Below are 16,651 nucleotides of genomic sequence, written 5' to 3'. Positions count from 1 at the left end.
AGGGTGTGTTATTCGAAGCCGTTCAGAATATCTTTCTTCAGCAGATCCATTTCCGATTCCACTTCGTTATTATAATCTTTCTCTATGGCCGGCCTTTCTGCCTGCGTCAATGCGGCTGCAAACTTCCGGATAGTATCATACCTGTATAGGTCTACAATGCTGAAGTGTACGTTAAACGCTTCATTAATATCATATAGTAATGAAATTGTCTTGATAGAGTCTCCACCGATATTAAAATAATGCTCGTTTACACCAATGCTACTTAATTGCAGATTAGATTTCCATATTTCCAGCAGCTGTTGTTCCATTTCATTTTCCGGAGCAGCGTTATCTGGCCCTGAGCGCATAATAGTAAGTGGATCAGGTAAGACCTTATGGTTAATTTTTCCATTGGGAAGTAACGGCAGCTCCTTTAGTTGTATCAGGTAAGACGGTATCATAAACCGTGGAATTCTTTTCTCCAGGTACTCTCTCAGGTCGTCTGGCGTAACATTTTCGGCGGAATAGTAAGCGACCAGTATGGTAGCCTCCTGATCTTTTTTCGCAAGCAGTGCCGATCTGCTGATTTGCGGATGGGCATTCAAATGTTTTTCTATTTCTCCTATTTCAATGCGGTATCCCCTGACCTTAATCTGCCTGTCTTTTCTACCTGAGAAATATAACTGCCCATCGTGTTTCAACACTACAATGTCTCCGGTAAAGTATACAGTATCTTTCAATAATGGGATATACTTTATTTTATCATGAGTCAGTTGTATATTATTGAGATATCCAATGGCAAGGCCTTCTCCCGCAATACACAGCTCACCTGCTACTCCGGCCGGGCAGATATCTCCGTGTTCATTTAAAACATATGCACGATAATTGGGCAAAGGGCGGCCGATTGGGATTTCATCAACGGTATCGATCATATTCGCATCAATATCAAAACTGGTAGCATTTATGGCACATTCCGTCGGGCCGTATACGTTAGTAATTATGATCGGGGTTTGTGATCCGGTTAATTCAAAGTAGGTTTTCACCTTTGATTTATACAATGTATCACCGCCGTAAATAATATGCCTCAAAGTCTGGCCTGAAGCAGGAATACAGCCCGACTGCAATACAAGCTGGAGGTGAGCGGGGGTTCCATCAGTAATGGTCACTTTATACTTATCGTAGCTTTGGAGCAATTTTCTGCCATCTGCTTTTTCCTCGTTTGTTATGATCTGCAGGCGGTGTCCAAACAACAGTGCGCCGAAAGTAAGCTGCATACAAGCGTCAAATACAAATGGAGATACGAGTCCCATCACCTGGCCGCGACTGTACTTTCCAAATATCCTGTTCTGCATGCCATAAAGCAAATTAACACAGCTTTTGTGCTGCATCAGTACACCTTTGGGGTACCCTATGGAGCCTGATGTATAAATAATATAAGCCGGACTACCCGCATCCACGGACGGCAATTCACCGGGCGTTCCGCGAAAATCATGAGTATCCATGCAAAGGATTTCGCTGGTATAGGAGAACCCTTTGCTTTCCATCTCCCGTAATACGCCACTATGTGTGAGGATGAGTGCAGCCTGGCTGTCTTCCATAATATAGCGTATCCGGGCGGCAGGCATACCGATTTCTACGGGCAAGAAAACGGCCCCGGCCTTTAACGTTCCCAGCATCGCTACGACAGTATCAATTGAACGTTCCAGTAATAAAATAACGATGCCCCCCCGCGGTATCCGCCGGCTGATCTCCCACGCAAGCTGATCCGTCCGGCGATCCAGCCAATCATAGGTAACTTCGTTATTCTGACAGGCAACAGCAATTTCAAAGCGGCTTGCAGCTACCTGAGCACGGAAAAGATCTGGTATGGCTTCACAAAGGGGGAAATCACCTGTTTCCGGTGCCATTTTAAGCTGTACCTCACTTCGACCAGCGTCATCCAGCAACGGAAGTTCTGCTATCGGACAATATACATTCTGCAACATCCTATCCAGAAATCCTTCGAACAGCTTTACTATATAAGTAATAGCTGTTTCCCCGTATCTTGATTCATTGTACTGTATACTACAGGCAATGATATCTCCGATTCTTTCAAACAAAAAAATAAAGCTAAGCTTTGCATCCTGCAGGTATCTTAGATCCTGTATATTCCCAAGCAGGACACCCACATCGAATAATGGGTGTTCCTCCTCATTTTCAGGCAGTCCCAATTCTTTGAACAGCGTATGTAAGGGGTAATTCTGATGCTTTACGGCATCCCTTATAATCTCCTTCGTCAGCATGACAACATCTCTGAAAGAAGTCTTCCCGCACAGATCTATTATCAATGGTAATAATGTATTGATAAATGCGTCATTGGTATCTTGTTTATCAATCGCTGTAGCTAAAACTACTTTCCTGCAACAAGTATATTTATGCAAGAACACTGCTACGGATGCGGCCAGCAGGATCTGCAGCCCGGCATCATCAGCTTTGCTCAGCTTAAGCAGCGATACTACTGTTCTGTCGGTCAAACGATATGAGTATTCCCTGATACTCCTTTCCTGTTGATGATTTGTTATATCATAACTGATTACCGTTCTTGAATTGAAATCCGCGAGGCGGTCCAGCCAGAAACGCTTTTCTTCGAGCGACTGGCCCGCTATTATATTTAACTCTGCATTAAAACCGTCTTTCATGCCAGATAATATTGTATGATGGGTTAAAACGATATTTCATTTGCCATCCCAACCAGTATTTTCCTGCTGCCGGTATAAGCATGCCTTCCATGAGAAAACAGCATATTTTCCAATAACAGCAGGTCTCCCGCCTGCCAGCGAAAAACATAGGAAAATTTACTGTATGCGATTGAAAACCGGTCAATCACTTCCTGCTCAATAACGCTACCATCGCCATAATAAGTAAGGAAAGGCAAATATTCTTCAGGAACTACACTGCGAACTTTTTTATCGTATAAAGACATGTGGCCGAAGTACATATGATTGAACCACACTTCGTTTCCGCTAACCGGGTGACGTCTGAAAGCCGGCAATGTCCATTCTACTCTCAGATAGCCATCACCGAACCAGCTATAAGCGGCCCCCTCCCGTGTCAATAACTCTTCCACTTCCGCCGGCGCAGACACCTGATAGGCTTTTTGCCAGGAAAGCCCTAACCCTTTTACAAAGTTGCGGACATACTTTATCCCCTTATTTCTGAATCCTCTGATGATACCTTCTCCGACATCATTTATGATACTCATTTCATTGGCAACAGGTGTTTCACCTCCTTCCTCTGCAGGAAGCGCGCAAAAAAAACCGATATATCCGGGCCACGCTGTTGAATAAGACGACTCCGTATGCATATGAATAACCTGGCTGGCCGGATGATCTGTAGAAGTATAAATATTTCTATCGACTTCTGTCCGGGGTGATGTCTGAAACTGGTACTTCAGCATATTCCCGCATAATGCCTGAAAAGTTTCGTGGAAAGCATCAACACTATCCAATCCTCTGAAGTTTCTGATAAGCAAAGCACCATTCTTCAGCAAGCATTGTTTCAAAAAATCTTTGTTTTCACGTTCGAGTAGGGCAGCGTACGTAGTTCCGGAAACGGACGGTGTAATAATAACGGGCGCCTGCCCGCTAACCGCTGGTGGTTGGGACATCAGCTGGCCATGAATGATATCAGTCAACATATAAAAAAGTTTGGGAGATAAAAGCTTATCAGAAATCAAATTCTATTTCCTCACGGCGGGCAGCTGCCCCGGCAATATTATTGATTGAGGTACCCAATACAATATCTTTAATCTTCACGGTTTTATCAGTAACTACCTGCTTTATTACTTCCTGTAATCTTTCAGCCAGCAATGACACCGTTGCCGCTGCATACAAATAATTCGCGTAATCCAATCTGATACTGATACCTGCACCGGTATCAATGATGCCAAAACGCATATCCCAAATGGACAAATGCTGCCGATATTCAAGCATCCTGGCATCTAATCCTGCTTTCAGACTTTCTGCATTCTCTGATAATGTAGTAGAAATATTATCAAGACTAACAATAATATTGAATAGCGGATTCATATCCACCCGTATTTTATTCAATTTCCTGATCAACTCATTAAACTGAAATGACTGATGATCAAAATCCTTCAGGGTATTTTCTTTCACGGCACGCAGAAAAGCTTCGAAAGTCATATCCGGATCTACCTGGTTGCGTAACGGCAGTAAACCTACAAACATACCGGTTGTTTGCTGAATATCTGCATGCTGCCGGCCACCGGTTTCAGATCCAATAACAATATCCTTTTCCCCTGTATATTTCTGCAATAAAACAACTGTTGCAGCAAGCATAAAAATAAATATGCCTGTGCCATACTCCGTGCCGATTTCTTTTATTTTTTTATACAGCGGATCATCTATGCTAAAGTAATAAGTATCTGCTTCGTATTGATGTGCTGCAGCGCGGGGGAAATCCACCGGTAACTGCAAATAAGGAATTTCTCCACGAAGCCTGTTAAGCCAGTACTGCTCTTCCTTTTCCAACATACCCGATTGTAGTAACCGGTTATGCCATTCGCTAAAATCTTTGTAGTGCAAAATGATGGGGAGCGGTATACTTCCGCCAAAAAACTCCACCATTTCGTTAAGTATTACATTAATAGTCACTGCATCTGCAACGATGTGATGAAAATCCAGCATAAGCAATAACGTATTATCTGTAAATTCGATAGTTCCAACCCGCAACAAAGACTTTTCAGTCAATACAAAAGGCCTTACAAATGCCTGTATTACAGAACGGCATTGGTGCAGTATATCGACATCAGCTGGTTCACCAGCATGGTATTTTTCCACGGTAAAATGCAAAATATCATTGATCACCTGCCGTGGTTCCCGGTCGATCATTACAAAAGATGTCCGCAGGATTTCATGGCGCTTCACCAACGATAAAAAAATCTCCTCCAGCTTACCATCTTCTACTTTTTCCCTGATATGATAAAATGACGTGAGGTTATAATTAGTACTATCCGGGCTAAGCATGTTGGCGAAGAATATGCGCTGCTGGATGGCAGACAGTGCATAATGTTCACGTTTTTCCGCTCGCGGCAATGCTTTGTGAACAGAAGAAGCCACTCCCGATATGATGGTTGCCAGATTCCGGATGCTGGCAGTTTCATAAAATGACTGCACTGATAACCTCACGCCCATCTGCTCATGGATCTTTGCGATAATAGAAATTGCGAGCAAAGAGTCTCCGCCAAGATCGAAGAAATTATCATCGATTCCTATTTCGGCATAGCCAAAACAGGCATTCATTATCCCCGCGAGCTGCAACTCTGTCTGAGTACATGGTAGCACAAATGGCTGTTTTAATGAAGGTCGGGGCCGGCCGGCGGTCTTTTTTATCTTCACATCTATTGTTGACTTTCCCGTAACCCATTGTTTCACTCTCTTTTCCAGCGCTGTCACAGACACCGCCAGTTGTGAAAGTCCATTCGTCGCCAGCGCGCGCGCAATGACCTCTACCCCCTCTCCCGGGCTGATTGCCCGCAGCTGTTGCTGTGGATCAAAATTCCAGCCATCAAAATTAATACTGATCCATTTTTCACCTTTCGATAGCGCCCACCCTGCAAATGCATCCAGGTAGGCATTTGCAGCAGCATAGGAGGTATATCCCAGTCCTCCGAGTATCGCCGATAGCGAAGATGCCAGCAATACGAAGTCCGGCTTTCTGTCTTTAAAAATGTTATACAGCACTTCCGTGCCGGCTACTTTGGCATCGAAATGCCGGAAAGAACTTTCCTGAGTAATATCTTCTATTGGTTGTTGTGTTGTTATTCCCGCCAGGTGAAATACACCATCAATGTGGCCATTTTCAGTCTCTGCTTCTTCAATGATGTTTCTCATTTGCAGTTCATCAGACAGCTGCCCGTGTTTAATAACGCAGGTGCCTCTTCCCGTACCGCTGACGGCACTATTATCCATCCGTCGATGTGGTCCGGCCAGCAATACAACATTAGCTTCATATTTTTCCATCAACCATGCTGCCAACGCTGTCCCTATCTTTCCGGTTCCTCCCGTAATCAGGTAGTTCCCATTTTTGCGTATGACGGTAACCTCCGTTGGCGGGATTTTCATGGCTTCCCAATATTGTACCCAACTGCGGTTATTCCTAAAAACGATGACATCATCCAAAAAAACACCTTGTTGCAGCACCGGCAATAAGTTATTAGCTGTACGCTGCTTCAGGGTCGCCCTATCAATATCGACTATACGGAACTTCAGATTTACTATTTCCTGCGGTCCTACTTTCACAATTCCAAGCAACAATGAAAAGAAAGGCTGAATTATTTCACTACCAGATATGTTATACATCCCCTGTGTAATAAATGATATGGATATATTTTTAGTTATACCGCTATTGACCAGGAACTGTATAAAAACCAATGGCAGGGAAAATCCGCATCTTATATTATTGGTAGTATCATTATTTACTATGCCACAGCTCCAGAAGTAGAGAACTTTGTCTGGCATTACCGGAAGGGTCTTCCACAAGCGGGCATAATCTTCTTTGCTATCCGGATTTATCCACCAGGTATTTTCATTATCCTGTTTAAAAGCAGTTGCAGGCCGGACAAAAAAAGTCGTGTTATGATGACACAATGTTTGGACGTAGTCATCATATATTTCTCCATCGGGTAAAAAAATCAGGTAAACGCCTTCTGGCTGTATTATATTATCGATAATAGTTTGCTTCCATACCGGTGCATAAAACCAGTCGGTGATGTTCCTCTGTATTGTCACATCATTTTCTCTTTTGCTAAAATACCGGTCGAATATATCATCTGCCAGCCAAAAGGCAGCATGTTCAAATGGGTAACCGGGTAGCGACACCCGGCTGTAAGGCACGTCCTTACAAAACCGGCTCCATTTTACGGGAAGGCCGTTAGTCCACATTTCCGCCAAATTAGCAAGTAGATACTCCTGGTCGCTGATAGTATTATTAACATGTCTTAATGTGGAATAGACGCTGGTACTTTTCTTCTTGTGCGGATGATTGTTCACCAGTCGTTTTAGTGAATTACCCGGTCCTATCTCAATAAAGGTGTTATAATTACTGTTCATTAAAGTATCCATTCCTTTTGCAAACTGCACCGTATTGCGTAACTGCTTTACCCAGTACGCGGGATCACAGGCATCATCCCCTGAGATCCATGTACCATAAAGACCTGATACAAATGGGATGGCAGGAGGACGGAGCTTCACTGCGGCTATACCAGCCGCAAAATCAGCCAGTGTATCTTCCATCATCCGGGAATGGAATGCGTGTGATGTGTGCAGATCGATTGGCTGATATCCTGCTGCCAGCAGGTGATTCTTACAAACTTCGATAGCGCTATTACTACCGGACAATACTATGGAGCGCTCACTATTTATCACAGCCAGGTCAATATCGCTACCCATAAATTCATGAACAGCAGCTGGTGGCAACTCAACGCTGATCATATTACCCGGCTGCATGGATTGCATTAGTCTTCCACGCAGGGATACAATTTCCAGGCAATCCCTCAGTTCAAAAACACCGGACAGACAGGCCGCTACATATTCCCCAATACTATGGCCGATCATAGCATCCGGTTGAATCCCCCATTCCATTAAAGTACAAGCTAAAGCATATTCCACAACGAACAGCAAAGGCTGTGCAAACTCAGTAGCAGTGATATCAGATTTTCCTGATACATCCTCAAAAAGCAACGCGCTGAAATTACGACCAGTTAACTCATGCAGTATAGCAAAACATTCATCTGCCCTGATCCGGAATATTTCTTCTGTTTGATAAAGTTCCAGGCTCATTCGGTGGTAATGATTTCCCTGACCGGCAAACATAAATATGACGTTGTGTTCTTCCGTCCTGACCTTTCCTGCCGGTACAAACGGCCTGCTGATGATGGCAGGTAAATCTTCACAAACAAATGCCATCCTGTATGGCAATGCTTTTCTGCCTACCTGTAAAGTATAGCAAATGTCATGAAAGGATAGATCAGCATTACCTGCCAGATAAGTAACCAGATTAGTAAAACTTTTTTCAAGTGCCGTTTCTGAAGCGGCTGAAAATGTAACTACGTTATACTTCCGCGGGCATGGTGAAAAATCTGCGGCAGGTGCTTCTTCGAGCAACAAATGTGCATTGGTACCGCCAATTCCGAAGGAGCTTACACCAGCCCGGAATGGATGATCTGTTACGTTCCAACTCTTTACCTGATCACAGACAAAAAATGGAGAATCATCAAAGTTGATTTTGGGATTAGGCGCTGTAAAATTTATAGTGGGTGGGATTTTCTTATGATAAAGCGCCAGGACTGTTTTGATAAATCCTGCCACCCCTGCTGCGGCATCAAGGTGACCAATATTAGACTTCACGGAACCAATTCCGCAAAAATTCCTGCGAGAAGAAGTACGGAATGCCAGTGATAAGGCTTCTATTTCTATCGGATCACCAATAGCGGTACCGGTTCCATGTGCCTCTATGTAACCGATCGACTCCGGCGACACGCCTGCTACCTGATGGCACATACTGATTACCTGACGTTGGCCCTGAACGCTCGGGGCTGTGAAACCCAGTTTCCGGTTCCCATCGTTATTAACAGCAGAGCCCTTAATAATTGCATAGATATGATCTCTGTCCTTAAGTGCATCTTCGAGTGTTTTTAGCACCACTACTCCAACCCCCTCCCCTTCGACCGTACCGCTGGCATCTTTATCGAATGCCCGACAATGACCATCTGCACTATAGATCATTCCCTCCTGATGAAGGTATCCTTTATTATCAAGCGCGAGTATGTTTACCCCACCTGCAAGCGCCATGTTACACTCCCCATTATTAAGTGCCTGACAGGCCAGGTGAATGGCTACCAAAGAACTGGAGCAACTGGTGTTCAACATGATACCCGGACCTTTCAGGTCAAGCAGATAAGCGGCTGTCACAGACAAAAAGTCTCTGTTTGCCAATGTGGAAGCAGCATATCCTCCCAGATGCTGTATCTCTTCGCTGAAAAAAGTCTTCGCCTGCCAGTAGAAGCCGGACTTGGACGCAGCGTAAATGCCCGTTATCTTATCGTTGCCGGCAGGATTATAGCCGGCATCTTCCAATGCATGCCAGGCTGTTTCCAGAAATACCCTGATCTGTGGATCCATGAGCATTGCTTCGGCAGGCTTTATCTTGAAAAACTCCGCATCAAATCCTTCTTTCCCCTCCAACACCCCTCCGGCACAATTAACGTAATCTGGATCATTTCTTTGCTTTGACGATACATTCAGTTTATTAAGTGTTGCTTCATCCAGGAAAGTTATACTTTCTTTTTTTGCAATGATATTATTCCAGAACGACTGTATATCCGCTGCGCCAGGCATCCGACACGACATGCCTACTACTGCTATTTCCAATCCGTTATACAAAGCTTCTGTCATAAGAAGATGATTAGCGGTTGATAAAAAGTTATTAATTTATGGATATACTATCCTCGCCGGCAATATTGCGTAGTGAGCGCTGCTGCAGTTTTTTTTGTCTGGCAATCACCATCTCGTCTCCATTCAGGCTATCTGTGCCAGAGGCATTTCCTGTAATAAATGCTGCCAGCAAACGTATTGTTGGATATTCCACTAATCTGACCAACGATCCCTGGAAATTCATTTCGGTTTTCATCATACCATATATTCTTACCAGGTCCAGGGAATTACCACCAATTTCAAAAAAACTGTCGTCCACACCCACCTTCTCCATTCCCAGTACCCTGGCCCAGATAGTCGCAATCTGTGCTTCTGATTGATTACGGGGAGCAATGATATCACGCTTCAAATGGCTGGTAATATCATAAGCCAGCAGTGCCCTGATATCCGTTTTATTGTTAGCGGTCAATGGTATACTATCTATTTTGATAAAATAAGACGGAATCATATAGTATGGCAGGAGCTTTTCGCAAAAATCTCTCATTACCGCAGTACTATAATGCTGAGCCGATAAGTAGAAGGCAATGAGGCGGGTAGAATCGTTGAGCTCTTTTGTCACTACAACCACCTCGCGTATACCCTCCAGCTTCTGTAGCTGTTTTTCAATTTCACCAGGTTCAATTCTAAAACCACGGATCTTTACCTGATTGTCGATTCGCCCTTCATAAAACAAGTGTCCTGTCGCGCACCGTTGTCCCAGGTCACCAGTTCTATAAAGGCGTGCTCCTGGCACAAACGGGCTGGATACAAACTTTTCATTAGTCAACTGTTCATTGTTGAGATAGCCTTTGGCTATACCCTCGCCACCTATGTAAATCTCTCCGGAAATACCCGGAGGCAATGGACGCAGATCTTTATCTAAAATGTACGCCGACTGGTTAGGCAGGGGCTCTCCAATAGGAACTTTTTGCCATCGGTCTATTTCTTCCGGTATAATATGAAAAAAAGTACTGTCGACACAGGTTTCCGTAGGTCCGTATAAGTTAGTTATCCGGGCTGTGTTTCCCCTGCTGTAGAATTCGCTTACTATTTTCCTGGGCAACTCCTCCCCGGCAATCAGGAAGTGTTGCAATGACGGCGCAAATGGTTGCCCCGTCTCCAGACACAATCGTAAATGTGTGGGAGTACCATCGGTGAGCGTGATATTATTCGCCATGAAAAACTCCATGAGCAGATAGCCATTCGCCCGGGCTTCTTCCGGCACGATAAATACAGTATGCCCCAGCAACAATGCACCAAAAAGATGTTGTACGGAGGCATCAAAATCAAAAGGTGATACCAGCGCCATCCTGACGCCGGGACCATAGGTAGAAAATATTTTCTCATTTAAGCCATATATCAGGTTCACTACATTCTTATGTGTTACCTGGACGCCTTTTGGGTTACCAGATGATCCTGACGTATAGATCACGTAAATCAGGTCAGTAGAAGATTGCGTCTTTATTTCCGTTTCTCCCTTTTCACTGGCGGCCGCTGGCAATTCTTCCAGGACGATTGCCTCACACTGACCTTCTAAGAGCGCCTTCAGATGCCCGGAGGTGACTACCCTGTTGCAACCGCTGTCCGACAGCATATATTTTATCCTGTTCCGGGGTAGACGGGAAGACACCGGCAGATAAGCCGCCCCGGCCTTAAGAATGCCCATAATCGCCACAACTGTGTCAATTGAACGATCCATCAATATCCCAATGATACTTCCATGCATGTCCGGCCGCTGCAGCAGAAAAGATGATAGCCGGGAAGAACGCTCATCCAACTCTTTAAAGGTGATAGCAACTCCATTGTATACTACCGCTTTCTTTTCCGCGTGTTGCTTTACTTGTTCGCTGAACAGGCTGGTTACTGTTTGTTTCAGCGGATATTCATTACCGTTATTACCCGGATTGGTATAAAGAAGCGTCTTTTCCTTTTCCAGCAACGGATCTATTGCACCAACATTTGTATTGCCGGCAGAAGCCAGTTGCTGCAATATCTGTCTGAATCGCGCTGCCATCTCAGGCACTATCGCATTGCTAAACTTACTTTCATCGTACTGGAAACGGATGAATATATCAGTATCTGCCCTTACAATAACACTCAGGTCATAATTGGTCTGTTCCGATACTTCCATATCCACCAGTCTGAATTGATTGGGGCTTCCTCCTTCAGCGGTATTCCAGAGAGTTGCTATTTCTTCCGATACAGGATAATTTTCATATACCAGAATATGATTAACCAATTGATTACCTACATGACTTTCAGATTGTATCTTCGCAAGCGGATAAAAATCATACCGGTTACTTTCCAAAGCTTCGCGCTGCTGCCTCTTATACAAGTCAAAAAGCCTGGTATCCGCCTCGAAAACAATGCGCACCGGAATTGTATTGACAAACAACCCAATCATATTCTCAATCCCCGCCACTTCAGGAGGACGGCCGGACACTACGCTGCCAAAAATTGCATCCCTGCTATTATTGTAATAGGTTAACAATATCCCCCAGGCCGTTTGCAATAATATATAAAGGGTAACCTCCGTCCGGGCAGACAATTCTTTCAATTCTGCAGTAACATTTTCTGCGATTTTAAATGACAGATCTTTTGCTGTTCTCCGTTCGCCCATTCCCTCCGGCAACCTACCAGGCAGTACTGTTGCCTGCTCAAAACCGGAAATATAATCCCGCCAGTATGCAGCAGCAAATTCCCTGTCTTGTTTTCCGAGCCAGCTGATATAGCCCACATATTGCTTAACAGGTATAAAAACCGGATCCTCCTTTGCCTGGAATGTGAGATAAAACGACAGGAATTCATTCACCAACAGGGCCATACACCAGCCATCCATCAATATATGGTGAAAGCTCCAAATGAACTCGTAGTTATCCGTTGACGCCTGCAGTACTGTTAAACGAATTAATGTATCATTGCTGACATCGAAATTACGTTCACGGTCAGCAAGGCGATGTGCTTTTATTACAGCTGCCCATCCGTTTAAAGCTACCTGTTTTGTTACATCTATCCATTCATATCCTCCCTTCCTGTCTCTCAGGACTATTTGCAGTGGTTGTTTGTCATGTGTATATAAGAAAGACGTTCTGAGGATATCATATTTTGCTACTAACTTCTCAAATGCCTGCCTGATGCACTCCGGATCAACCATACCTTCTATCCGGTAAGCACACTGTACAAAATAATCCGGGGAAGAAGGATGTAGTAAAGCATGATATAAAATTCCCTCCTGTGCAGGCGACAACGGATAGATATCCTGTATTGCATATTGCCGCTGCAAAGCATCGAGTTCCCGAACGGTCAAACCTTTGTAATGCAGATCCGCCGGGGTCAAATACGTTTTAGTTAATCCTTCGCAACAAGCAATCAACGCAGTTAGGCTCTCTTTGTAGCAGGCCATCAACAGGTCAATCTTTTCCCTATTGTATTGTGAACCGCTGTAATAAATGCTAACTGACAATTGTTTGTCCTTCACCACAGCTACTATTTCGAATGGGTGCGACCTGCTTGCTTCCGGAGCAATGGGCCGTCCTATTGATTCACCAGCCATGCTAAAATGCTTTGTGCTTATATCTGTATCGAATTGTCCCAGATAATTAAAAACAATCGGCGCGCTAAACAAATGCCCCCTGTCAACCAGTGCATAATGAAAACCGTTGTCGGGTATTCTTCTGAGCAGTGCTTTGTTGTGGACAATAGAAGCTTCGATACTGTCTTCCTCCGGCATCTCTAATACAACAGGATAAATACTGGTAAACCAACCGATAGTACGATGTATATTTACTCCATCCAATACCGTTTCACGGCCGTGGCCTTCCAGATCCACCTTTAATCTTGTAAATCCGAATCCTTTGTTTACAGCTAACATTAATGCTACCAACAGCAGCTCCTGAGTGTTCGCTCCAAAAGCTTGCCCAGATTGCGTTAATAACGATAAGGTTTCAGAAGGATTGAGCGTCAAAGTAATCTGTCTGATATCTTTTATCTGGTTAGTACCAAACGAATAGTCCTTTACCAGGAATGGAATGGCGGTTTGTACGTTGTTTTTCCAATACATGCTGGCTCTCTCAAAAGCGGTACTGGTTGTATAGATATCTAACCGGGTTGACCAGGTTTTAAAAGAATCAGTCTTACCAGGTAACGAAAGCGGAAGTTTCTCTTTCTGTTGTTCCAGCAGCAAATCCAAATCCTCCAACAAAATACGCCAGGAAACACCGTCAGTTACCATGTGATGAATAACTATCAACAGCTTGTCGCCATCGTTACGCTTTAACAACGCCATTTTCATCATCGGGCCGGTGGTCAGGTTAATGGAAGACTGTATACGATCTGCTATATTCCTGGAAACCTGCTGATAGTTTTCTTCATGCCTCAGATCGTATGTGGTAACACTTATTGGATAATCCAGTCCTTTGTTTTCCTGAAGTATTCCGTTTTCATCAATTTGAAATACCATTCTGAGGCTATCATGATGCATTTGTAACTTCCGGGCAACAGTCGATAACTCATCTGTTGTAAGCGGTGCTTTAAGCGATAACATTACCGCCTGGTTAAAATGATCGCGATAAATTCCAAGATGTAAGAAAAAATGCTTTTGTAAAGGCGTAAGTGGCACTATTCCTTCCACCACATCCTGCGAAGCTGGTTGCGTTATCATTACCGCCTGCTCAGCCAGGCCCGAAATAGTTGGATAATTAAAGACATCCTTTATGGTAATGCTAATATTTTCATTGAGCAAACGGGACGACAACTGAATCGCCTTAATGGAATCTCCTCCCAGCTTAAAAAAATTATCATGAATACCTATTTCCTTTTTACCAAAGAGTTTTCCCCATACCGTAGCCATTATCTGTTCCAGATCTGATCGCGGTGCCACCACGTCTGTGGCCTCATCGGGCAAAAAGGTTTTTAGCTCACTCCGGTTAATCTTACCATTTATTAACCGTGGAAAGTCTGCAATTGACACAAAAACTGCCGGCAACATATACACAGGCAACCGCTGCTGCAGGTATGTCTTCAATATTTCGGATGATACATTTTCGTGTACCGTAATATAAGCACAAAGGAAAGTGCTGTTATACTTATTATTTTGTAGTAACACAGCTGCTTCCTTTACAACCGGATGGGTGATAAGCACATGCTCTATCTCTCCCAATTCTATTCTAAATCCATTGAGTTTTACCTGGTTGTCTTTACGGCCATGAAAGCAGAGATTGCCGTCGGGAAGCCACGCACCAATATCACCTGTTCTATAGAGAGGTTTGGTAATATCCATATCGGCAAATGGATCAGGTACAAATGCTACACTCGTTCTTTGAGGTTGATTCAGGTAACCTTTACCAACGCCCGGACCGGACACACAAATTTCCCCTTTCACGCCCTCTGTACACAGCTGCATATAGGGATCCACAATATATACCGACATATTCTGCAGTGGTTTCCCAATAGGCACTGTTTTAAAAGACAAGTCTTTTATAATATAATGGAGAATATTATCTGCTGCCTCGGTTGGTCCGTAGCCATTTGCCATAATGATGTCGGGGAACAGTTGCCGGCATTGCCGGGCCAGGCTAACCTGTAGTTCTTCTCCCGTAGATATAAGATACTGCAAATGAGTCCAGCTGCGGGAATGTGCTGCCATGAAATCCACCAGCATCGCCAGGTAACCAGGTACCACCTGCAAATGTGTAACGGTGTGATGGTTTAACTGCTCTATAAACTGTGCAGGACTGTGTACTACATCGTCGGCGATGATAATCGTTTTTCCTCCTGCCACCAACGCGGCAAAAAACTGCCAGATGCTAATATCAAAAATCTGTGTGGTATGCTGTGCCACTACACTATTTACTCCAATGCTGAAAGCGGCTATTTTGGCAAGCAGATGATTCATCATACCCGCCTGGGTTACCAGCACGCCCTTGGGCCGGCCAGTAGACCCGGAAGTATATATGATATAGGCGATAGTATCCTCCGGATTTGTTGCCTTACCAGGCATCTCCGCAGCTCCTGTTTCTTCCGGAACTTCTTCAAGGTAAATGCAGTGATCACTATATGCCTCTTTAACCTCTGCGGGCAACAATGATTCCTTTGTCAGCAGAATGGCCTGTGCATCCTGTAGCAACAGTAATATCCTGGCAGCAGGCAGCTTAACATCAAGTGGTATATATATGGCTCCTAACTGCCATACTGCAAGTATGACTGCCGGCAATGCAATATCTCTTTCTAACAAAATTGCCACTGGAACCCCCTCTGTCACCCCATTCCGTCGGAGATAGGCTGCAACACTGTTTACATCGTTTGCCAACATGCCATAGCTAAGCTCCCTGTTATCCGATGCAAATGCGATATGATCAGGCCGGATGTCAGCATGCATATACAAATAATCTCCAATTGTTTTTTGCCCAATGCCGGCAACATTACAACTATTAAGTTCGCATACCAGTCGTTTCCGTTCCGCGGATCCGATGATATCCACCTGGCAAACGGGTGTATCCCGGAGCTCACGTAAGCTGCCTATCAATTTCAGTACATGTGCACCTATATGATTTATATATTGCTCCGTATGTGCAATTTTACATACGATATCGAGCGTCAGCTCCTCCTTATCTTTATGAAAAAGAAAGCCGACATCACTAATACACTCATTCACCATGTCCATATTATGTACTCCATCATAGGCAACCAGGGCTTGTCCGAATGAATTCTGTTCCTCTCTTATTTTATTCCATATATGTTGCACAGGGAAATTCTGGTGCTGTATAGCCTTCATCAAATTCGACTGTACCAATGCCAGTAACTGAAAAAAAGAGTATTGCTCCTGCACATCCGTTATCACCGGAATAACGGTGTTCAACCAATCAGCGCCGGCACTATGCTTATATGCCGGTGTAAACACCACAACGAGCCGATTGCTGTGATACTTAAAAAACAGCAAACTCATTACTGTTACCAGCAATACGTGCACATTCTCAGGTTTGTTTTTACATATTTTCAGAATATCAGCATAATCTGCCTTCGGAATCGCAAAGGAATAACTTTGCCTGACCCCAACATTACGTTCTTCCATTGCTGCTTTTGCCCACTGAATACCTGATGCTATTTCCCCGACCGGCACCTGCTGGCGCCAAAACATCGCTTCCCTTTCTTTTTGAGAAGTAATTATATTCAGCATAATATCATCCATACTACCAGATTTAACG

At 44.1% G+C, this 16,651-nt stretch carries 4 protein-coding genes; all 4 read right to left on the bottom strand.

Going from position 1 to position 16,651, the window contains the following annotated elements; genetic code table 11:
• Nucleotides 1-8: 8 nt before the first annotated feature.
• Genes UNH61_RS10595 through UNH61_RS10580 form a run of 4 tightly spaced genes read right to left on the bottom strand, consistent with a single transcriptional unit; the run spans nt 9 to nt 16,635 of the window.
• Nucleotides 9-2,657: a non-ribosomal peptide synthetase gene (locus tag UNH61_RS10595; RefSeq protein ID WP_326992077.1), complete on the bottom strand. Its 2,649-nt coding sequence runs from the start codon at nt 2,655-2,657 to the stop codon at nt 9-11.
• 23 nt (nt 2,658-2,680) lie between these two features.
• Nucleotides 2,681-3,655 carry a TauD/TfdA family dioxygenase gene (locus UNH61_RS10590; RefSeq protein ID WP_326992076.1) on the bottom strand — a complete coding sequence of 325 codons (975 nt, stop codon included), beginning with the start codon at nt 3,653-3,655 and terminating at the stop codon, nt 2,681-2,683.
• Between the two features lie 28 nt (nt 3,656-3,683).
• Nucleotides 3,684-9,431 (bottom strand): SDR family NAD(P)-dependent oxidoreductase, encoded by a 5,748-nt coding sequence (locus UNH61_RS10585; RefSeq protein WP_326992075.1) that lies wholly within the window; start codon nt 9,429-9,431, stop codon nt 3,684-3,686.
• A gap of 31 nt (nt 9,432-9,462) precedes the next feature.
• Nucleotides 9,463-16,635: a non-ribosomal peptide synthetase gene (locus tag UNH61_RS10580; protein WP_326992074.1), complete on the bottom strand. Its 7,173-nt coding sequence runs from the start codon at nt 16,633-16,635 to the stop codon at nt 9,463-9,465.
• Nucleotides 16,636-16,651: the final 16 nt, after the last annotated feature.

The organism is Chitinophaga sp. 180180018-3, from assembly GCF_037893185.1.
In the GTDB taxonomy this organism is placed as follows: Bacteria; Bacteroidota; Bacteroidia; order Chitinophagales; family Chitinophagaceae; genus Chitinophaga.
The sequence above is the reverse complement of the archived record's forward strand: the minus strand, read 5'-3'. Positions and strand labels throughout refer to the sequence as shown.